Source organism: Shewanella electrica, from assembly GCF_022321485.1.
GTDB classification, from domain to species: domain Bacteria; phylum Pseudomonadota; class Gammaproteobacteria; order Enterobacterales; family Shewanellaceae; genus Shewanella; species Shewanella electrica.
The window spans coordinates 317,388-337,216 of record NZ_JAKOGG010000005.1 but is presented as its reverse complement, the minus strand read 5'-3'; the positions used below and the strand labels follow the sequence as shown (position 1 = coordinate 337,216).

Sequence of the window (19,829 nt, the reverse complement as noted above, 5' to 3'; positions counted from 1 at the left end):
CTTCTCATAATTCGCTAAGGGGCGCAATTATAGGGATATCTGACGCCAGATGGTATGATACGCCCCCTTAAAAATCGTCATGTTCAGTACAAATGCGCTATCAACAGACTCAAGAATTATTGCAATTGCTTGAATTTCAACTAATCTCTCAGAATTTATGGGCCGAAACCGCGCCCTCCGCCGCGGCGTTGGCAAGTACCGCACCGTTTGCTTGTGATACGTTGCCGTTTGAGCAGTGGTTGCAGTTTATTTTCATGCCGAAGATGCAGCAGTTGATTGCAGCGCAGGCAGCATTGCCAAGCAATATAGCTATCGCCCCGATGGCGCAATATGTTTGGGCTGAGCAGCCAGAACGTGAAGCTATAGTCCTTATTTTGGAGCAGGTGGATGCCTTACTCAGTCGATAATCCCGAGCTAGATGAGCCAGAAATTGCGCCAACGATTGAGATCCTCTACGAAGATGAACATATCGTGGCAATTCACAAACCGGCCGGTTTGTTAGTGCATAAGACTTATTTGGCGCGTAAAGAGCGTTTCTTTGCCATGCAACTGACGCGTGATTTGGTGGGATGCCATGTGTTTCCGGTACACCGGTTAGATCGGCCGACGTCTGGCGTATTACTGTTTGCTAAAAGCAGTGATGTCGCCCGGACGCTGTGCCAACAGTTTGAAGGGCGAGATGTGCATAAACATTATCTTGCGTTGGTGCGCGGCAATATGGCTGAAGCGGGGGAACTCGATTATCCACTCAGAGAGGAGTTGGATGACATTGCCGATAAACATGCACGTAAAGATAAAGAGGCCCAAGACGCGGTAACCCAGTACGCGCCGTTGCTTAATAGTGAAATCCCATATCCCTCTGGGCGTTACGCGACCAGTCGTTTTTGTTTAGTGCGCTTAGCGCCGTTGACGGGGCGTAAACATCAATTACGCCGCCATATGGCGCACTTGCGTCATCCGATTATTGGCGACACCACTCATGGCGATGGTAAGCAGAATCGTTTTTTCCGCGAGCATTTCGGCATTAACCGCCTGTGGTTGTTAGCGCAGAAAATGACCTTGACTCACCCGGTGACAGGTGCGCCATTGTCGATAGTCACTGAACCAGAAGCGGAGTGGTCTACGGTATTTGCTGAGTTGGGTTGGCAAGATGACGCGTTAGCCACTCAGCCGTCGACGCTTATTTGTTAATGTGTTCGCTTTCATCAGCGAGACGTACCATCATATCCATCAGTGGCTGATAGGCCGCTAATGGATAGTGGTAATGGTGAGTTTCCTGCTGATTTGCTCGAAAGTAGCACACGCGGCGCACGTGAGTGATACGTTGGTGTTGTCTGAGCAATTTTTGTCGACTACTTTGTCGCATTGGCTTGCGTCCTTGAATAGCTTGGATTTTATCGACTGCTTTGGTCTAGTTGCAGGCTGCACAGGGGATAAAGTATGTTGAAGAACGTCTCTTCAAATTTTGTGGGTGCCGAGTATAGCATGAAAAAAATCAACTTAGTGTTCGGATCAGTCTATGGCAGTGCTGAATCTGTCGCGCGTACGTTAGCGCAAGCCTTGAGCCAACAAGGGGTTAGCGTTGAATTACATCGGCCTGAGACATTAAGTGGTTATATTCCCAACCAACAAGAGCTACTGTTACTGGTCAGTTCGACCACAGGTCAAGGTGATCTTCCTGAAAACCTGTTCCCTTGGTTTTACGCTATGAAGCAACAAGCGCCGTATTTGCCTGATCTAAATTATGCGGTGGTGGCATTAGGTGATTCTAGTTATGATAATTTCTGTGGCGCTGGTCACCAACTCGATGAACTCATGACGGAATTAGGGGCCAAGCGGCTCGGTGATGTATTTGAAATCGACGCATGTGAAACGATGGAACCTGAAAAGGAAGCACTGTCTTGGCTAAAAAAGTGGTCCAAATTAATTAAATGAGAAGCACATTTGCTTGGTGGTCCGTCCAGTGGTTTAAGTTTGCGCAAAACTTAAGCCAAACCTTGCTATCACCAATCGCAATTTTGCCCGCCGCAGGGCTGATGCTAGGGCTCTCCAGCTCGCTTAAACCTTACCTTCCTGAACAATTAGCTGCACTGATGTGGCAAGTGGGCAATTTTGCCTTTGTCATTATGCCAATGCTGTTTGCCGTGGCTATCAGTGCGGGATTCTGTAAAGAGCCTGCCACCGCGGCGTTGTCAGCCGTATTGGGGTTTGGTGTTTTCACTTCATCTCTGACGGTATTAACCAACGCCCAGACGACACTGCAACCTGCCATTATTGAGTTTCAAGTGCTAGATACGGGCATCGCCGGTGGCATGTTGATGGGTTTAGTCAGCTGCTTGGCGATGTATCTAAGCCAATTTATGAAGTTGCCGCAGATGCTGTCGTTCTTTGAAGGACGACGCAGCGCGTTGTTATTGATTATGCCGTTAGCCATGTTGGTGGCGTGGGGCTTTTCGTTCATCTGGCCAAGTTTGGCGGAGCACATCGATAGAGTTGCCAATTGGGCGGTATATCAGCGGCCCGAATGGGCGTTTGCACTCTATGGAACGGTGGAACGGTTACTGCTGCCCATTGGTTTACACCATATCTGGAATACGCCGTTTTTCTTGGAGTTTGGTCAATATCAAACCCAAGGTGATGTGGTTCGCGGTGAAGTGGCACGTTATCTGGCGGGTGATCCTACCTCTGGTAATCTTGCGGGTGGCTATCTGATCAAAATGTGGGGGCTACCAGCGGCCGCGCTGGCGATTATTCGCAGTGCGTCACCGTCTGAACGCAACCGCATTGCCGGGGTGATGTTGTCTGCCGCCGCCACCAGTTGGCTCACCGGGGTGACAGAACCGATTGAGTTTGCCTTTTTGTTTGTCGCACCGGTGCTGTACTTTGTGCATGCCTTGATGTGCGGTTTGGCATACATGATTTGTGTGTTGCTTAATATTCACTATGGCGTGACGTTTTCGCAGGGCGCTATCGACTTAGTCTTGTTGTGGCATAACTCCACCAATAGCAGTTGGTTCCTGATCTTGGGGCCAATGACCGCACTGATTTACTACGCCTTGTTTACCTCGTCTATCCGCGTGTTTAACTTAAAAACACCGGGGCGCATTGAGGATTTTAGTACACCGGTCACCAGCGCCACTGAGCGACCAGCGCTATTGATTAATGCGCTCGGCGGTGCAGCTAATATCGAACAACTGAAAGCGTGTATGACTCGGCTGCGTTTGAGTGTGTATACGCCTGACCATGTTGATAAAACCAAACTACTGGCTCTAGGGGCGAAAGGAGTGATTGTGGTCGGCCATGGCGTGCAAGTTGTATTGGGCACACAAGCCGAAAATATGCGCCAGCAAATGCAGTCCTACATGGATGGCAGTACGGTCTAGGGGCTTTTTTTAGTGTTTAATTTTTGTTCAAGCTGAACGCGTTATGAACGAGGCGCGGCCTGCGACGCATAGTCAACTAAGCAAGCTGGGCGCAACAAAGTTCAGGACGCGTTTAAATGAACCCTTCGGGCAGAGCGCGCAATTTATTCAGCGTTAGGTGCTGTTTGTGGAGAATGACGACACGGCACATCACCTGCCTTGCCTAAATCACGCTCTGCCTGCTGCAAAAACAACCAACAAAGATAAACAGCCCCTAGCGTTATTCGAGAAAATAACGCCAATTAGTCTCTGTCCATGTTTTTGCCCATCCAACGAAATTTGATGTTTATGCAGCTTAACTGGCAATTTTATGGCATATTCTTCAACCAAATCGTTGTTTGGGGAAAAATATGGCACATAAAGTTTTACTGACAGACTGCGTTGATGAGCCGGGATTAATTGCCAAAATCACCGGTGTCTGTTTCAAACATCAATTAAATATCATCAAAAATAGCGAGTTTGTTGATAATCAACAGCAACGCTTTTTCATGCGCACTGAATTTGATGGTGCACTGGATAGCGCAAGCTTTTTGGCTGATCTTGCCGAAGTCTTGCCCGCACAAAACCGTACCCGTCTGGTTGATGCTGGTCGCAAACGCGTGGTGATTTTAGTCACTAAAGAGGCGCATTGTTTGGGCGACCTGTTAATGAAAGCCTATTATGGTGCACTGGATGTTGAGATTGCGGCGGTGGTCGGCAACTATGATGTGCTGGCGCCATTGGCGGGTAAGTTTGATGTGCCGTTTCATTTCGTCAGCCATGAAGGTTTAAGCCGTGAAGCACACGAGCAGGAAATCCTGAAAATCGTTGAATCGTACACGCCTGACTATGTGGTGTTAGCCAAGTTTATGCGGGTGCTCACCAGTGGCTTTGTCAGCCGCTTTCCTAATCGCATTATCAACATTCACCATTCATTTTTGCCGGCCTTTATCGGTGCCAATCCGTATCGCCAAGCATGGGAACGTGGGGTGAAGATCATTGGTGCTACGGCGCACTTTGTTAATGATAGCCTCGATGAGGGCCCGATTATCAAGCAAGACGTGATCCCAGTAGATCACAACTACAGTGCGGAAGATATGGCAAAAGCGGGCAGGGACGTGGAAAAGAGCGTACTATCGCGTGCTTTAGCCTTGGTGGTGAATAACCAAGTGGTTGTTAACGGGAATAAGACGCTGGTGTTTAAATAGTGCTACGTTAACGGGTGAATTAGCACCATAAAAAAACCGCCGATGTCGGCGGTTTTTTGTGGCTGGTGGCGCAGTCGCTAAGACGGCAACTTACGCTTAGTCAACGATGCGCAGCAGCTCGTTGATTCCTACTTTACCACGAGTTTTTGCGTCAACTTTCTTGACGATGATTGCGGCGTACAGGCTGTATTTACCACATTTAGATGGCAAGTTACCTGATACCACGACTGAGCCGGCAGGTACGCGGCCGTAGTGGATTTCGCCAGTTTCGCGGTCATAGATCTTGGTGCTTTGACCGATGTAAACGCCCATAGAGATCACTGAACCTTCTTCAACAATCACGCCTTCAACGATTTCTGAGCGTGCGCCAATAAAGCAGTTATCTTCAATGATGGTTGGGCCAGCTTGCAGTGGCTCCAGAACGCCACCAATGCCAACACCGCCTGACAGGTGGACGTTTTTACCGATTTGCGCACATGAACCTACGGTGGCCCAAGTATCTACCATGGTGCCTTCATCAACGTAGGCACCCAAGTTTACATAAGATGGCATCAGTACCGTGTTTTTGGCGATGAAAGAGCCTTTACGTGCCGCTGCTGGTGGCACAACACGGATAGCTTCTTCACGGAAGCGTGCTTCATCATAATCAGCAAACTTCATTGGCACTTTATCGAAGTACTTAGTTTCAGCACCTTCAACTACGCCGTTTTCAAAAATACGGAATGAAAGCAATACCGCCTTCTTGAGCCATTGATTGACTTGCCATGCGCCGTCAACTTTCTCGGCAACGCGGACTTCGCCGCGATCTAGCATATCAATAACTTTCTCGACATCAGCTTTAAGGGCTGCATCTACAGTAGCAGGACTGATGGTCGCGCGGGCTTCAAAAGCCGCCTCAATACGTTGGCGTAAAGCCTCCATGGTGTTCTCCCCTAGTGTTAAGAATTTGGTTGATTGGACAAAGTCGCAATTAAAGCATCCTGCAGTTGCTGCTGTTGTTGTTCGTTCAGCGCTTTACCTTCCTCGGTTTGCAGAATGAAAAAGTCCTCAGCTCGTTCACCAATAGTGGTGATTTTGGCTGATTGTAATGTTACCCCGCAGCGGTAAAAGGTTTCCCCCACGCGCGCTAGCAGACCCGGCGCATCAAGGGCAATTAGCTCCATCATGCTGGTACGTTGGCGATTGCTTGGCAAAAACGCCACCTGTGTTGGTACGCTAAACGGCTTCATAATTCGCGACATTTTGCGGAATTTTGGCAGTTTAGGTACGTCGGCTAGCGCCTTTTCCAGCGCTTTACGGATGCTCTGGATGCGCGATAGCTGTGCCACGGGTTCGCCATCTTGTTCGAGGATGACGAAACTGTCCAGCGCAAAATTGTCTTTTGAGTTCATAATGCCCGCATCGTGCACGTTGATGTTCTTGTTATCGAGCACCGCCATCACGGTAGCAAACAGTTTGGGTCGGTCTTTGCAGTAGATAAACAATTCGGTGCCGCCACGGGTCATGTGCTTAGAGATCAGCACCAGTGGCGCGTCTTCGCGGTGTTTGATAATCGCTTCGGCGTGCCACGCAATCTGATTGGGTTGATAGCGTAAGAAGTAATCCGCCTTAAAGCGGTGCCATAAGTCATCCAACACTTTCTCTTTGATGCCTCTACGCAGCAGTTCTTTTTTGGCTTTAGCTTGATGCTCACGCACGCGGCCACGAATATCGACGGTTTTCTCCTGACCGCGCGCCAACACGCGCTGCGCAGAGTAAAACAGATCGCGCAGCAGCGAACCTTTCCAGCTATTCCAGGTGTGTTCGTTGGTGGCGCAGATATCGGCGACCGTTAGACAATAGAGATAGCTGAGGTGCGAAACATCGCGGACTTTCTCAGCAAAAGTCCCCACAACTTCAGGATCGGAAATATCACGCCGCTGTGCGGTAATCGACATCACGAGGTGGTTTTCTACCAGCCAACTGACTAAACGACCATCATGGCTGTTGAGCCCATGTAGCCGACAAAACTCTAATGCGTCCACCGCGCCCAATTTACTGTGGTCACCGCCACGACCTTTGGCGATGTCGTGGAAAATCGCCGCCAGCACCAGCAAGCCTTTTTTCGGCAGTTGGTTGATCAGGATTGCGCCAAGTGGAAATTCATCGCGTTGTTCTTGCTGCGAGAACTTGTCGATATTGAGCAGCAGGCGATGAGTGTGTTCATCCACCGTGTAGGCGTGGAACAGATCAAACTGCATTTGGCCTTCAATGCTGCGCCATGCGGGCAGGTAAGCTGACAGAATGCCGTGTTTGTGCATTAAGGAAAAGGCTTGAATGCCGCGTGGATGCTTGAGGATCTCCATTAAGACTTTGCGACATTCAACGTTTTCCATTAGCGGCTCAACCAGCAAACGGCGAGCGTTGCGCAGCGCGCGTAAGGTGGGGGCGTAGATTCCTTGAATATTGGAGTTACGCGCCACGTAGAGAAACAAACGTACAATCTGCTGCGGTTCGTTAAAAATATCGGGTTTTAATGCCTCAAGGAAACGGCCGCGGCGTTGGTAGAGATCATCAATGGGTTGAATTTCTAACGCTTGGGTCTCACCGAGCGTTGCCCGCTTAAACAGCTGCAATAGCATCTCGTTCAGTTCCATGATGCGCCGAACGGTGCGGTAATAGCGCTTCATCATCTGCTCGACCGCTAGCTGAGTGGCATCTTTGTAGCCCATCATCTCGGCGACTTGCCGCTGCAAATCAAACAGCAAACGGTTTTCGTCGCGGCCGGCAATCATGTGTAGTGAAAAGCGTAATTCCCATAGAAAGCTTTGGCTTTCAAGCAGCTCTTCCAACTCTTCGGGTTCTAAAAAGTGGTGGGCGACCAACTCATGCAGATTGGCAGCGTTGAAATGGCGAATAGCGACCCAAGCAACGGTATGGATATCGCGTAACCCACCAGGGCAGGTTTTGATATTCGGCTCTAAATCAAAGGCGTTAGCTTTGGCGTGACGTTGGTTTTGTTCTTCGCGCTTGGCTTTGAAAAACAGACTTGACGGCCAAAAATCGTTTTCACGAATTTTGTCATAGAGGACATCAAACACGGACTTAGGGCCAGCCAGTAGCCGCGCTTCTAACAAATTGGTGGCGATGGTGATATCGCCGCGGCCGTGTTCTAACGTCTGCTCCAACGTGCGCACGCTGTGGCCAATCTCTAAACCGGTATCCCACAGAAATGCGATAAAGTCTGTGAGCTTAGTTTCTTCATCCGCAGTGAGTACCGGAGGCACCAGAAACAGCAGATCGATGTCTGACTGCGGCAGCAACTCGCCGCGGCCATAGCCACCAACGGCGATAAGGGCGATAGCGTGATTTGCTAGCCCAGCTTGCTGCCAATGTTCAATGAGTAACGCGTCAACAAAGGCGGTTCGTTCATGCACGAGGTGATTAATTTTTTCTCTGGCCACAAAACGCTGACTCAGAGCCTGTAAATGCTCATTCAGAGCAGCTTTAACCGCTTGTGCGTTACTCATTGTTATCCTTGTAAACTATTTGTGGTTGATGACCCGTGGGAAGTCCTCATCGCTGCGCAAGGTCAATACTTCTACGCCAGTTTCGGTCATCAGTAAGGTATGTTCCCACTGAGCTGATTTTTTACCATCGACAGTGTAGACAGTCCAGCCATCATCTTGATCTAACTTGGTTTGATAGCGGCCAGCGTTGATCATTGGCTCAATGGTAAAACACATACCGGGACGCAAAATAGTGCGGTCATTGTTGCGATAATGCACCACTTGCGGCTCTTCATGGAAACCTGCACCGATGCCGTGGCCGCAATAATCGCGTACGATAGAGAACTTCTCTAAGCCGCTCTTACTGTTCTTCACGTACTTTTCAATGGTGGTGCCGATTTCACCCAGTTGCATACCCGGACGGACTTTACGAATGGCGGCATACAAGCTTTCTTGTGCCAGCAGACATAAACGTTTGTCTTTGGGGGTGACATCACCGACTAAAAACATCGCTGAAGTATCACCGTGGTAACCATCGAGAATCACGGTGATATCCATGTTGATGATGTCGCCATCTTTCAATTGGCGCTCGGACGGAATGCCGTGGCATACCACTTCGTTGATTGAGGTGCAGATAGATTTTGGAAAACCGTGGTAGTTCAATGGCGCAGAAATTGCGCCTGCAGCCGCGGTGAATTTGGCGCAGCGTTCGTCCAATTCATTGGTCGTTACGCCGGGCTTAACAAAAGGCGCGATCATTTCAAGCACATCGGCCGCCAACTTACCGGCTGCGCGCATTTTTTCAATTTCTTCCGCTGTTTTAATAGTGATACTCATAACGACTCTCAATAGTGCCAAAGGCAAATTTTGCCTTTCTTTAGAATAGATTAACTTTGTGCTTCCCGTATCCGAGCAACCAAAAGTCCGGCAAGAACAACCGGTGTTTCAGTTTGTCTTTTTAGGCGAGTTATGGTATAAAGCGCGCCGTTAGATTTGACTCGGTGTTTTGTCGTTCTCCCTCAGGAAATTTCCTTGGGTTGAACCTAAACTGAGTAAAAGATGGCGGCCATTATATGGCAAATGAATTAAATACGAAATCACACACGTGTCGACACATGTTCCGGGGTGCCTTAATTGGTCGGATGCATGGGATACGTGGAGGTATAACCCCTTTACTTTAAGGTATTGAAAATGACTACAGTTTCTATGCGCGATATGCTGCAGGCCGGTGTACACTTCGGTCACCAAACCCGTTACTGGAACCCTAAGATGAAACCTTTCATCTTCGGCGCTCGCAACGGTGTACACATCATCAACCTGGAGCACACTGTGCCAATGTTCAACGAAGCTTTGGCTTTCTTGAGCAACACCGCTTCTAAAAAAGGCAAAGTTTTGTTTGTTGGTACTAAACGTGCTGCAAGCGAAGCTGTTAAAGAAGCTGCTATTTCTTGCGAACAGTTCTACGTTGATAAACGTTGGTTGGGCGGCATGCTGACTAACTGGAAAACCGTTCGTCAGTCAATCAAACGTCTGAAAGATCTGGAAACTCAATCTGTAGACGGTACTTTTGACAAGCTGACCAAGAAAGAAGCTCTGATGCGCAGCCGCGAATTGGAAAAGCTGGAAAAATCTCTGGGCGGTATCAAAAACATGGGCGGTTTGCCTGATGCGATTTTCGTAATCGGTGCTGACCATGAACACATCGCTATCAAAGAAGCTAACAACCTGGGTATCCCAGTTGTTGCTGTAGTGGATACTAACGCAACTCCAGCTGGCGTTGATTATGTAATCCCAGGTAACGATGACGCAATGCGTGCTATCCGTCTGTACGCAGACTCTGTTGCTGCAGCAGTTAACTCTGGCCGTGGCCAAAACTTAGCTGTTCAAGCTGAAGAAGCTTTCATCGAAGCTGAATAATAAGGTTGATGTAATACATCTCCCTTATTAACCAAAATGCTTTGGTTAACAGGGGCCATATTGGCCCCTGTTTTATAAGTATTTATGGTAACTTTTTCGAATTATCAATTGAGGATTTAACAATGGCAATTACTGCTGCCCAAGTTAAAGAACTGCGCGACCGTACCGGCGCAGGTATGATGGATTGCAAAAAAGCGTTGACCGAAACTGACGGCGACATCGAGCTGGCAATCGAAAACATGCGTAAAAGTGGTGCTGCTAAAGCTGCCAAGAAAGCTGGTAACATCGCTGCTGAAGGTACTATCCTGATCAAGCAAGGTGCTGGTTTCACCACTCTGCTGGAAGTTAACTGTCAAACTGACTTCGTAGCTAAAGACACTAACTTCCTGGCTTTCGCTAACCAAGTTCTGGAAGTGGCTGCTGCAGCTAAAGTGACTGTTGAAGACCTGAAAGCACAGTTTGAAGAAGCGCGTGTTGCACTGGTTGCTAAGATCGGTGAAAACATCAACGTACGTCGTGTTGAATACATCGACGGTGAAAACGTTGCTTCTTATCGCCATGGCGACCGTATCGGTGTTGTGGTAACTGGTAACGCTGACGAAGAAACTCTGAAACATCTGGCTATGCACGTAGCTGCTTCTAAGCCAGAGTTCATCAACCCAGAAGACGTACCAGCTGAAGTGGTTGCTAAAGAGCGTGAAGTTCAGGTTGAAATCGCCATGAACGAAGGCAAGCCAAAAGAAATCGCTGAGAAGATGGTTGAAGGCCGTATGAAGAAATTCACCGGTGAAGTATCTTTGACCGGTCAGCCATTCATCATGGAGCCTAAAAAGACTGTTGGTGAATTCCTGAAAGAGAAAGGCGCTTCTGTCACTAACTTCATCCGCTTAGAAGTGGGTGAAGGTATTGAGAAGAAAGAAGAAGATTTCGCAGCTGAAGTTGCTGCTCAAATCGCAGCTTCTAAAAAGGCTTAATAAAGGCTTTTCTTCAACATTCAAGACCGCGGCAATTGCTGCGGTCTTATATTATCACTAGGAACGAAAAATATGAGTACCAATCCCAAACCAGCCTTTCGACGTATCCTATTAAAATTAAGTGGTGAAGCCCTAATGGGCGAAGAAGGTTTCGGCATCGATCCAAAAGTACTGGATCGCATGGCTCAGGAAATTAAAGAGCTGGTGGAGCTCGGTATTCAGGTTGGGGTGGTTATCGGTGGCGGTAACTTATTCCGTGGCGAAGGCTTGGCGAAAGCTGGTATGAATCGCGTTGTTGGTGACCATATGGGTATGCTGGCAACCGTGATGAACGGCTTAGCAATGCGCGACGCGTTGCACCGTGCCTACGTTAACGCTCGTTTGATGTCTGCCATCCCGCTGAACGGCGTGTGTGATGCATACAACTGGGCCGAAGCTATCAGCTTGCTGAAATCTGGCCGCGTAGTGATTTTCTCTGCCGGAACGGGCAACCCATTTTTCACTACCGACACCGCAGCGTGCTTACGTGGCATTGAAATTGAAGCGGAAGTCGTGCTAAAAGGCACCAAGGTAGACGGGGTTTACACGGCAGACCCAATGAAAGACCCTGATGCAACTAAGTATGAAACGCTGAGCTACGACGAAGTGCTCGATAAAGAATTAAAAGTGATGGATTTGGCGGCATTCACTATGGCGCGTGACCATAACATGCCAATTCTGGTGTTCAACATGAACAAACCAGGCTCATTACGCCGAGTCATCATGGGCGATACCGCCGAAGGAACACTGGTTAAAGCAGGCTAATAGATATTAATTAAAAGGAAATCTAACGTGATTGAAACCATTCAAAAAGATGCGAAAACCCGCATGGAAAAATGTGTAGATGCAACTAAGGCGCAAATGTCTAAAGTTCGCACTGGTCGTGCACATCCTGCATTGTTGGATTCCATTCAGGTTTCTTACTACGGCAGCATGACGCCGCTTAAACAAGTGGGCAACGTCTCTGTTGAAGATAGCCGTACGCTGGCGGTAAACGTGTTTGACCGCACGATGATCCAAGCGGTAGAAAAAGCCATCATGAGCGCTGACTTGGGCCTGAACCCAATGTCTGCTGGCGCGACTATCCGCATTCCATTGCCACCGCTGACAGAAGAGCGTCGCAAAGACCTCGTTAAAGTGGTTCGCGCTGAAGCTGAAAACGGCCGTATTGCGGTACGCAACGTACGTCGTGACGCTAACTCTGAAGTGAAAAAACTCGAGAAAGAAAAAGAGTGTACTGAAGATGATGTTCGTCGCAGCGAAGACGAGATCCAAAAAATGACCGATCAGTTCATTAAGAAAGTGGACGATCTGCTGGCGGCAAAAGAAGCAGAATTGATGGAAGTCTGATATTGCCTTGTTAAGCTGGTTTTAAAGCGCCGTGTAGCGTTATACTACGCGGCGTTTTTCTTTTTTGAGGGATTTAAATTCGATGTCATCCAACATGGATATTGTCGAACACTTGGTGTTATCAAGCTCGGACAGTGAGACATCTGAACCGTTACCAGCGCATCTCGCGAATCTGGTCAATCAAACGATCCCGTCGCATGTGGCCATCATTATGGATGGCAATGGTCGTTGGGCGCAGTCGCGCGGAAAACCACGTGTATTTGGACACAATGCCGGTGTAAAAGCGGTACGGCGCACGGTCAGTATGGCGCGTAAGATTGGCGTTAAGTCGCTTACCTTATTTGCATTCTCAAGTGAAAACTGGCGTCGTCCAGATAAAGAAGTCAGCCTGCTGATGGAACTGTTTATGACAGTGCTGCAGCGTGACATCAAAATGCTGCAGAAAAACGGTGTACGGCTGAATATTATTGGCGACACCAGTCGATTCTCTGAACGTCTACAGCGTCAAATCCGCAAAGCTGAAGAGCAAACCGCTGAAAATCAGGGGTTGGTCTTGAACGTTGCCGCCAACTACGGTGGGCGTTGGGATATCCTACAAGCGGCCAAACAGATGGCCGATCAACTGTGTGCTGGTGAAATTGACAGCGAACAGTTCACCGAAGAACGCTTAAGTCAGCATTTAAGCATGCAAAACCAACCCGAAGTTGATTTAATGATCCGCACGGGTGGGGATTTCAGAATCAGTAACTTTGTGCTGTGGCAAGTTGCCTATGCCGAGTTAGTCTTCACAGATACCTTGTGGCCGGATTTTGACGAACAGGCCTTTGCCGAGGCAATTGAAAGTTTCAATAGTCGGCAACGTCGTTTTGGTCTTACCGGAAAACAAATCGAATCAATAAAACACAAGCAAGGCCGTTAAGAGGAAATCTTTTGCTAAAGCAACGCATTATTACAGCACTCTGGTTAATCCCACTGGTTTTAGGCGCTATTTTCTATCTGCCTCCAGTCTATTTCGCTTGGGCCTTGGTCCCTGTTTTTGCTATTGCTGCGCGTGAGTGGGGGCGGATTATTGACCCCAGCTGCGATATCACCAAATGGAGTTTTACCTGTACCGTTGCCGTGGTACTGGTTGCCATCAACTTTATCGTGCCAGCGGATGAAATTTGGATGCGTGGTCAATTGCATCCAGTGATGTTGGCATTGATCATCCTTGGCGTGCTGTGGTGGTGTTTTACTTTGCTGCTGGTGCTGTTTTTTCCCAAGAGCAGCAACTGGTGGAAGCACAGCCCGATGCTCAAATCGATGTTTGGTCAATTAACGCTACTGCCATGTTTTGCGGCATTAATCACGATTAAGTCGCAAGACTCGCTGGCTAATCCCTATCTCGGTGGCACGCTACTGCTGCTGGTGATGTTGGTGGTATGGGCGGCTGACTCTGGCGCCTATTTCGCGGGTAAGTCTTTTGGTCGCCATAAGTTAATTGCCCGCGTTAGCCCGGGCAAAACCGTTGAAGGGCTACTGGGTGGACTGTTGACCACCTTGATTGTGGTAGCCGGGGTGATGTATTGCTCACCAGAGCAAGAATGGCGCTTGGTGGCGATAGTTACCTTGGTCACTGCACTGGCGTCGGCGCTAGGTGACTTGTCAGAAAGCATGTTCAAACGGGTGGCCAACATTAAAGATTCCGGCTCTATCTTGCCAGGACACGGTGGTGTTCTCGACAGAATAGATAGTCTCACCGCGGCGCTGCCAGTGTTTGCGCTGCTCTATCTCATATTCTGGATGTAATACATGCAGTCTTTGGTTATTCTCGGCGCCACCGGTTCTATCGGCGCCAGCACCCTTAGTGTGGTCGAACATAATCCCGAGCAATATAAAATCTATGCGCTGGTTGCTAACACCAACGTCGATAAAATGGTGGCATTGTGCGAGCAATACCAGCCAACCATTGCACACATGGTGGATAAAGCGGCGGCGACAGCGTTAGCGCAGCAAGTGGCGCATCTGCCGGTGGAAGTGACCTCTGGCGCCGATGAACTCGAAGCGCTAGTGATGAGTGACGCGGTAGATACCGTGATGGCGGCGATTGTTGGTGCAGCGGGCATGCAGCCAACACTGGCGGCTGTTAAAGCGGGTAAACGGGTGTTACTCGCCAACAAAGAAGCCTTGGTGATGTCGGGTCGGCTGTTCATTGATGCCGTGGCGCAGTTTGGCGCCACGCTGCTGCCAGTCGATAGTGAGCACAATGCCATTTATCAATGTCTCTCTACCGAAGCACAGCAACATCTCGGTAAGTGCGATTTAGCCGCTGCTGGCATTAGCAAGATTTTGCTGACTGGCTCCGGTGGCCCATTCTTAACGGCGGATATTCATTCCTTACCTGACGTATCCCCCGCACAAGCGATTAAACATCCTAACTGGTCGATGGGGCCAAAAATCTCCGTCGATTCGGCCACCATGATGAATAAAGGCTTGGAATACATCGAAGCCCGTTGGTTATTTAATGCCAGCGCCGAGCAGATCCAAGTGGTGATTCATCCCCAAAGCGTGATTCATTCAATGGTGCAATATTGCGATGGCAGCGTGCTGGCGCAGCTCGGAAATCCCGATATGCGTACCCCAATTGCTCATTGTATGGCCTATCCGACAAGAATTCGCTCCGGCGTGGAACCTTTAGACTTTTTCAAAGTCGGACAATTGAGCTTCTTTGAGCCTGATTTCAATCGTTTTCCCTGCTTGGCATTAGCGATGGAAGCCAGTCGTCGCGGTCAAGAGGCGACAACGGTGGTGAATGCCGCCAACGAAATTGCTGTGGCCGCATTTTTAGCAGGAAAAATTCGTTATACCGATATTGTGCGTGTTAACGAATATTGTTTGAATAATGTGCCGCAATCGCCTCTGGATTCGATTACTGATATTCTGGCGCTGGATGAAATGAGCCGCCGATATGCGACAGAGCGCCTACAAGGCTTAAATTGAGGAATTACAACCACAGATGATCGAACTTTTACGCAATATCGCCGCTTTTGTTGTACTGCTGGGCATTTTGATCACCGCCCATGAGTTCGGCCATTTTTATATCGCACGACGTTGCGGCGTAAAGGTATTACGTTTTTCTGTGGGGTTCGGCAAAGCGCTATGGCGTCGTGTCGGCAAAGATGGCACTGAATATGTCATCGGTATGATCCCGCTGGGTGGCTATGTGCAGATGCTCGATGAGCGCGTTGACGAAGTTCCCGAAGATCAGTTGGACCAAGCCTTCAATCGCAAATCCGTATGGCAACGTATTGCCGTGGTTGCGGCAGGACCTATTGCTAACTTCATTTTCGCCGGTATCGCGCTGTATTTCATGTATCTGCTTGGCCTGCCAGCCGTTAAGCCGGTACTGCAAAGTGTGCTGCCTAACTCGCCCGCGGCCGTGTTGAATGTGTCGCAGCCACAACAAATCATTGCTGTCTCCGGTCAACGTGTACGCAATTGGGAAGAGGTGAATCTCGCCTTAGTGAGTCACATCGGCGACGCCTCTTTGAGTTTAACCTTAGCACCGGTATCGCAGTTATCGACACCTGATGACGCCGATGCAGTGCAAGGCAAGACTTACCAACTCGATATCAGCCGCTGGACTTTCGATCCAGACAAACAATCGCCTATCACCACCTTAGGGCTAGAACCGTATCGTCCAGATATGGTGCCTGAGCTGGCAGTGATTAATAAAGACAGCGCTGCCGCTGCGGCCGGGCTACAAGTAGGCGATGTGATCCAACGGGTTGCTGGTGAGTCATTTACGGATTGGAAAACCTTTGTTGAGCAAGTTAAAGCATCGCCAAACCAAGCGATTGCTTTGACGGTGTTGCGCAATGGGCATGCGGTTGACTTAACCGTTACGCCCAGTGCGCGCGAGAGTGATAACGGTACGCTTGAAGGTTTTATTGGTGTTGCACCAAAATTGCCTGAGTGGCCAGAAGACATGAAAGTCGATCTGCAATATGGACCTGTAAATGCAGTGGCTATGGCTGCAGACAAAACTTGGCAACTTGCCGTCGTCAGCGTGAAGATGATTGGCAAATTGTTTACTGGTGATGTTTCTGTTAAAAGTCTTAGCGGCCCGATATCAATTGCCCAGGGTGCGGGCAGCAGTGCCGATATCGGCCTAGTATATTTTTTGGGTTTTCTTGCGCTAATCAGTGTAAACCTCGGGATTATTAACCTGTTGCCTTTACCTGTGTTAGACGGTGGACACCTGTTGTATTACTTCGTGGAAGTGATCACCCGTAAACCTGTTTCCGAGCGGATTCAGGAAATTGGATTCAGATTCGGGGCGGCGTTGCTGATTGTGATAATGAGCATCTCGCTGTTCAATGATTTTGCCCGACTCTGAGCAAGGACTGACAAATAATTAGAAGTGCTCTATGCGATTAAATAAACTTTTTGCCTCTATGTTACTGGTCGGCGCCGCTTTTTCAGGGAATGGATGGGCCGACACTTTCCAACCGTTTAAAGTGGCGGATATTCAGGTCGAAGGATTACAGCGAGTCGCCCTTGGGGCCGCCTTGCTGAACTTGCCAATTAAAGTTGGTGACACCATTGACCAAGTGAAACTTCAGCAGGCAATTAAAAGCTTGTATGCATCAGGCAACTTCGAAAACGTGCAGGTGGCACGTGACGGCGATGTGCTGGTTGTTGAAGTACGCGAGCGCCCAACCATCAGTGCGGTAAGCTTTGATGGCAACAAAGATATTAAAGACGAGCAACTGCAAGAAAGCTTGAACAGCAGCGGCGTAAAAGTGGGCGAATCCCTCGATCGCACCATGCTGTCAGATATCGAAAAAGGCCTGCAAGACTTCTACTACGGCGTAGGTAAATACGGCGCAAAAGTCGAAGCGCAAATCATCAACTTGCCGCGTAACCGCGTTGAACTTAAGTTCAAATTTACAGAAGGTTTGGCGGCGGAAATTCGTCAAATCAACTTTGTTGGTAACGAGCATTACAGCGACGAAGAGCTGGCTAAGCTGCTAGAGCTGAAAGACTTTGTTGCTTGGTGGAACCTGTTTGGTGAACGCCGTTACCAGAAGCAAAAACTGCAAGCTGATTTAGAAAGCTTGGAGACCTTCTATCACAATAACGGTTATATCCGTTTTGAAGTCACTTCCACCCAAGTGTCTATGACGCCAGACCGTAAAGGTTTGTACATCACCATTAACGTCAAAGAAGGTGAGCAGTATAAGGTCAAAGAAGTTAACTTGACTGGCGACCTGATGGGCCGTGAGCAAGTGCTGAAAACCATTCTGCCATTGAAAACCGGTGTACAGTACAACGGTGCCGATGTGACCTTTACTGAAGAGATGTACAGTAAGTACCTCGGCCGTTTCGGTTACGCCAATCCAGAAGTCAAAACCTACCCAGAAATTGATGACAAGAACAAAGAAGTGACCTTGAACATCAATATTAAACCGGGTAAACGCGTCTACGTGCGTGGCATTAATTTCACTGGTAACACCGTGACTGCCGACGAAGTGATGCGTCGCGAGCTGCGTCAGATGGAAGGCGCTTGGTTGAATGATGCTTTGATTGAAGTATCAAAAGCCCGTTTGAACCGTCTGGGCTACTTTGAAACCGTTGATACTGAAACTGTGCCAGTTCAAGGCGCTGACGATTTGGTGGACGTGCAATTCAAAGTGAAAGAGCAACCATCAGGCTCGTTCAACGCCGGTATCGGTTATGGTAGCTACTCAGGTATGAGCCTGCAGTTTGGTATCCAGCAATCTAACTTCTTAGGTACGGGTAACCAAGCCGGTATCACGCTGAACACCAACCGTTATCAAAAGAGCGTGAACTTGTCCTATACCGACCCATACTTCACTAAAGATGGGGTAAGTTTGGGGGGCTCCATCTACTGGAGTGCGTTCGATGCGAACAACGCATACTTGGAACGTTATAAAAACAACTCCTATGGTGTTTCAACGTCGCTCGGTTTCCCTATCAACGAATACAACCGTATCAACGTCGGTGTCGGTTATCGCCACAACGAAATTTCTGACGTATCGAGCTATCAGCAAGCGATTCGCTTCTATAACTTGTACCGTAACGGTGCCGACCCTAACGATAGCCTGAGTTTTGATAACTTCGAGTTGAGCTTAGGCTGGAGCCGCAGCACCTTGGACCGTGGTACCTTCCCTACAGCGGGTAACTCACAGCGTCTTAATGGTCGTATGACGGTGCCAGGTTCAGATTTGCAGTTCTTCAAAACGGACTTCGAAACCAGTTTCTACTTCCCACTTAACCGCTCGCACAGTTTTGTGTTCTTGACTCGTGCGCGTCTGGCCTACGCCAACGGTTACGGTAAGTACCACGATAACGATCAGATCCTGCCGTTCTGGGAAAACTATTACACCGGTGGTAGTAGTTACCTGCGTGGCTTCAAATCGAACTCGGTTGGTCCGCGTGCATTCTACGTCTATCGCGGTAGCGAATCCTGCTCGCCAGATGCATCAGGCGACAGCTGCTCTCTGCCAGGTGACGTAAACCAAGTGTATGTGCGTAGTAACCGTTCCATTGGTGGTAACGCCTTGGCAACCGCCAGTGCCGAGTTGATTGTCCCTACGCCATTCTTGGATGAAGCATACAGCAACTCAGTTCGTACCAGCTTCTTCGTCGATGCGGGTAACGTTTGGGATACTGAGTTTAACTACGACCTATACAAGTATTTGCCTGCCGATCGCTATGCAGAACTTGCAGACTACAGTGATGCAAGTCGGATTAGGGCGTCTTGGGGGATGAGTGTCCAGTGGCTTTCACCTATGGGACCAATGGTATTCAGCCTCGCATGGCCAATTAAGAGCGAAGATGATGACGATATGGAGATCTTCTCGTTCAATATTGGCAAAACATTCTAAAAACACATAAACTCGGCAGCATTGCTGAATCCGAACAAGGAGTTTGACTTTGAAAAAGATAGTGAACGGCGCCCTAGTATCCCTATTATTGGCGGGTGCTCCTCTAGCTGCTCAAGCTGAGAAACTGGCTGTAGTTGATATGAACACCGTATTCCAGCAGATCCCACAACGCGAGCAGATCTCTAACTCTCTGAAAAGCGAGTTTGGTGATCGTATGGCTGAAGTGCAAAAACTGCAGGACGAATTGAAAGGCTTCATGGAAAAGGAACAACGTGATGCCGCACTGATGACCGAAGCACAGAAAACTGAGCTGGGTCGTAAGATGGATCAAGCGAAAGCAGACCTACAGTTGAAAGGCAAAGCTTTGGATGAAGACCTGCGTCGTCGCCAAGGTGAAGAACAAAATAAACTGCTGGTGAAAGTGCAAAAAGCTATCAACGACATTGCTAAAAAAGAGCAATTCGACATGGTATTGCAGCGCGGTGCGGTGATCTATGTAAAACCTGACGCAGACATCAGCAGCAAAGTTGTTGAAGCACTGAGCAAAGGTCAATAATTG

At 48.8% G+C, this 19,829-nt stretch carries 19 protein-coding genes; 15 read left to right on the top strand and 4 right to left on the bottom strand.

The genetic code is table 11. From position 1 onward, the window contains the following. Window positions 1-92 precede the first annotated feature (92 nt). Window positions 93-407 (top strand): YqcC family protein, encoded by a 315-nt coding sequence (locus tag L9G74_RS10485; RefSeq protein ID WP_238896258.1) that lies wholly within the window; start codon window positions 93-95, stop codon window positions 405-407. Then, complete coding sequence (gene truC / locus L9G74_RS10480) at window positions 388-1,191, top strand: tRNA pseudouridine(65) synthase TruC (protein WP_238896257.1); 804 nt, start codon at window positions 388-390, stop codon at window positions 1,189-1,191. The genes L9G74_RS10485 and truC overlap by 20 nt, the downstream gene beginning before the upstream one ends. On the opposite strand, the gene L9G74_RS10475 is transcribed toward truC, so the two are convergent. Next, window positions 1,181-1,366 carry a hypothetical protein gene (locus L9G74_RS10475; protein ID WP_238896256.1) on the bottom strand — a complete coding sequence of 62 codons (186 nt, stop codon included), beginning with the start codon at window positions 1,364-1,366 and terminating at the stop codon, window positions 1,181-1,183. The genes truC and L9G74_RS10475 overlap by 11 nt on opposite strands. 119 nt (window positions 1,367-1,485) lie before the next feature. On the opposite strand from L9G74_RS10475, the gene L9G74_RS10470 reads away from it, so the two are divergent. The 3 genes from L9G74_RS10470 (at window position 1,486) to purU (ending at window position 4,609) form a co-directional block, all read left to right on the top strand. After that, window positions 1,486-1,935 carry a flavodoxin gene (locus L9G74_RS10470; protein ID WP_238896289.1) on the top strand — a complete coding sequence of 150 codons (450 nt, stop codon included), beginning with the start codon at window positions 1,486-1,488 and terminating at the stop codon, window positions 1,933-1,935. Further along, window positions 1,932-3,383, top strand: coding sequence for a PTS transporter subunit EIIC (locus L9G74_RS10465; RefSeq protein ID WP_238896255.1), 1,452 nt, complete (start codon window positions 1,932-1,934; stop codon window positions 3,381-3,383). The genes L9G74_RS10470 and L9G74_RS10465 overlap by 4 nt, the downstream gene beginning before the upstream one ends. 389 nt (window positions 3,384-3,772) lie before the next feature. After that, window positions 3,773-4,609 carry a formyltetrahydrofolate deformylase gene (gene purU, locus L9G74_RS10460; protein WP_238896254.1) on the top strand — a complete coding sequence of 279 codons (837 nt, stop codon included), beginning with the start codon at window positions 3,773-3,775 and terminating at the stop codon, window positions 4,607-4,609. 96 nt (window positions 4,610-4,705) lie between these two features. Here the strand turns inward: purU and dapD are convergent, their stop codons facing one another. The 3 genes from dapD to map are packed head-to-tail and all read right to left on the bottom strand — an operon-like array spanning window position 4,706 to window position 8,934. Then, window positions 4,706-5,530: a 2,3,4,5-tetrahydropyridine-2,6-dicarboxylate N-succinyltransferase gene (dapD, locus tag L9G74_RS10455; protein ID WP_238896253.1), complete on the bottom strand. Its 825-nt coding sequence runs from the start codon at window positions 5,528-5,530 to the stop codon at window positions 4,706-4,708. A gap of 17 nt (window positions 5,531-5,547) precedes the next feature. After that, on the bottom strand, window positions 5,548-8,118 hold the full coding sequence (glnD, locus tag L9G74_RS10450) for a bifunctional uridylyltransferase/uridylyl-removing protein GlnD (RefSeq protein WP_238896252.1): 2,571 nt from the start codon (window positions 8,116-8,118) through the stop codon (window positions 5,548-5,550). 15 nt (window positions 8,119-8,133) lie between these two features. Then, window positions 8,134-8,934 carry a type I methionyl aminopeptidase gene (gene map / locus L9G74_RS10445; RefSeq protein ID WP_238896251.1) on the bottom strand — a complete coding sequence of 267 codons (801 nt, stop codon included), beginning with the start codon at window positions 8,932-8,934 and terminating at the stop codon, window positions 8,134-8,136. A gap of 354 nt (window positions 8,935-9,288) precedes the next feature. Here map and rpsB point away from each other — a divergent pair, with 354 nt between their 5' ends. The 10 genes from rpsB (at window position 9,289) to L9G74_RS10395 (ending at window position 19,826) form a co-directional block, all read left to right on the top strand. Continuing rightward, a complete protein-coding gene (gene rpsB, locus L9G74_RS10440) occupies window positions 9,289-10,014 on the top strand; it encodes a 30S ribosomal protein S2 (RefSeq protein ID WP_238896288.1) in 726 nt (241 codons plus the stop codon). Between the two features lie 122 nt (window positions 10,015-10,136). After that, window positions 10,137-10,988: a translation elongation factor Ts gene (tsf, locus tag L9G74_RS10435; protein WP_238896250.1), complete on the top strand. Its 852-nt coding sequence runs from the start codon at window positions 10,137-10,139 to the stop codon at window positions 10,986-10,988. Window positions 10,989-11,060: 72 nt separating this feature from the next. Next, complete coding sequence (gene pyrH, locus L9G74_RS10430) at window positions 11,061-11,792, top strand: UMP kinase (protein WP_238896249.1); 732 nt, start codon at window positions 11,061-11,063, stop codon at window positions 11,790-11,792. Between the two features lie 63 nt (window positions 11,793-11,855). Then, window positions 11,856-12,377 (top strand): ribosome recycling factor, encoded by a 522-nt coding sequence (gene frr / locus L9G74_RS10425; RefSeq protein WP_275297365.1) that lies wholly within the window; start codon window positions 11,856-11,858, stop codon window positions 12,375-12,377. Window positions 12,378-12,459: 82 nt separating this feature from the next. After that, window positions 12,460-13,296, top strand: a complete 837-nt coding sequence (gene uppS / locus L9G74_RS10420; RefSeq protein ID WP_238896247.1) for an undecaprenyl pyrophosphate synthase — start codon at window positions 12,460-12,462, stop codon at window positions 13,294-13,296. A gap of 11 nt (window positions 13,297-13,307) precedes the next feature. Further along, window positions 13,308-14,165 carry a phosphatidate cytidylyltransferase gene (locus tag L9G74_RS10415; RefSeq protein WP_238896246.1) on the top strand — a complete coding sequence of 286 codons (858 nt, stop codon included), beginning with the start codon at window positions 13,308-13,310 and terminating at the stop codon, window positions 14,163-14,165. Window positions 14,166-14,168: 3 nt separating this feature from the next. After that, window positions 14,169-15,356, top strand: a complete 1,188-nt coding sequence (gene ispC, locus L9G74_RS10410) for a 1-deoxy-D-xylulose-5-phosphate reductoisomerase (protein ID WP_238896245.1) — start codon at window positions 14,169-14,171, stop codon at window positions 15,354-15,356. Between the two features lie 16 nt (window positions 15,357-15,372). Next, window positions 15,373-16,755 carry a sigma E protease regulator RseP gene (rseP, locus tag L9G74_RS10405; protein WP_238896244.1) on the top strand — a complete coding sequence of 461 codons (1,383 nt, stop codon included), beginning with the start codon at window positions 15,373-15,375 and terminating at the stop codon, window positions 16,753-16,755. Between the two features lie 31 nt (window positions 16,756-16,786). Next, window positions 16,787-19,270, top strand: coding sequence for an outer membrane protein assembly factor BamA (gene bamA / locus L9G74_RS10400; protein WP_238896243.1), 2,484 nt, complete (start codon window positions 16,787-16,789; stop codon window positions 19,268-19,270). Window positions 19,271-19,319: 49 nt separating this feature from the next. After that, on the top strand, window positions 19,320-19,826 hold the full coding sequence (locus L9G74_RS10395) for an OmpH/Skp family outer membrane protein (protein ID WP_238896242.1): 507 nt from the start codon (window positions 19,320-19,322) through the stop codon (window positions 19,824-19,826). Window positions 19,827-19,829: the final 3 nt, after the last annotated feature.

Coding starts and splice junctions, on each gene's coding strand:
- L9G74_RS10485 (WP_238896258.1), top strand. CDS start 93: ATGCGCTATCAACAGACTCAAGAATTATTGCAATTGCTTGAATTTCAA.
- truC (WP_238896257.1), top strand. CDS start 388: ATGCCTTACTCAGTCGATAATCCCGAGCTAGATGAGCCAGAAATTGCG.
- L9G74_RS10475 (WP_238896256.1), bottom strand. CDS start 1,366: ATGCGACAAAGTAGTCGACAAAAATTGCTCAGACAACACCAACGTATC.
- L9G74_RS10470 (WP_238896289.1), top strand. CDS start 1,486: ATGAAAAAAATCAACTTAGTGTTCGGATCAGTCTATGGCAGTGCTGAA.
- L9G74_RS10465 (WP_238896255.1), top strand. CDS start 1,932: ATGAGAAGCACATTTGCTTGGTGGTCCGTCCAGTGGTTTAAGTTTGCG.
- purU (WP_238896254.1), top strand. CDS start 3,773: ATGGCACATAAAGTTTTACTGACAGACTGCGTTGATGAGCCGGGATTA.
- dapD (WP_238896253.1), bottom strand. CDS start 5,530: ATGGAGGCTTTACGCCAACGTATTGAGGCGGCTTTTGAAGCCCGCGCG.
- glnD (WP_238896252.1), bottom strand. CDS start 8,118: ATGAGTAACGCACAAGCGGTTAAAGCTGCTCTGAATGAGCATTTACAG.
- map (WP_238896251.1), bottom strand. CDS start 8,934: ATGAGTATCACTATTAAAACAGCGGAAGAAATTGAAAAAATGCGCGCA.
- rpsB (WP_238896288.1), top strand. CDS start 9,289: ATGACTACAGTTTCTATGCGCGATATGCTGCAGGCCGGTGTACACTTC.
- tsf (WP_238896250.1), top strand. CDS start 10,137: ATGGCAATTACTGCTGCCCAAGTTAAAGAACTGCGCGACCGTACCGGC.
- pyrH (WP_238896249.1), top strand. CDS start 11,061: ATGAGTACCAATCCCAAACCAGCCTTTCGACGTATCCTATTAAAATTA.
- frr (WP_275297365.1), top strand. CDS start 11,856: ATGGAAAAATGTGTAGATGCAACTAAGGCGCAAATGTCTAAAGTTCGC.
- uppS (WP_238896247.1), top strand. CDS start 12,460: ATGTCATCCAACATGGATATTGTCGAACACTTGGTGTTATCAAGCTCG.
- ispC (WP_238896245.1), top strand. CDS start 14,169: ATGCAGTCTTTGGTTATTCTCGGCGCCACCGGTTCTATCGGCGCCAGC.
- rseP (WP_238896244.1), top strand. CDS start 15,373: ATGATCGAACTTTTACGCAATATCGCCGCTTTTGTTGTACTGCTGGGC.
- bamA (WP_238896243.1), top strand. CDS start 16,787: ATGCGATTAAATAAACTTTTTGCCTCTATGTTACTGGTCGGCGCCGCT.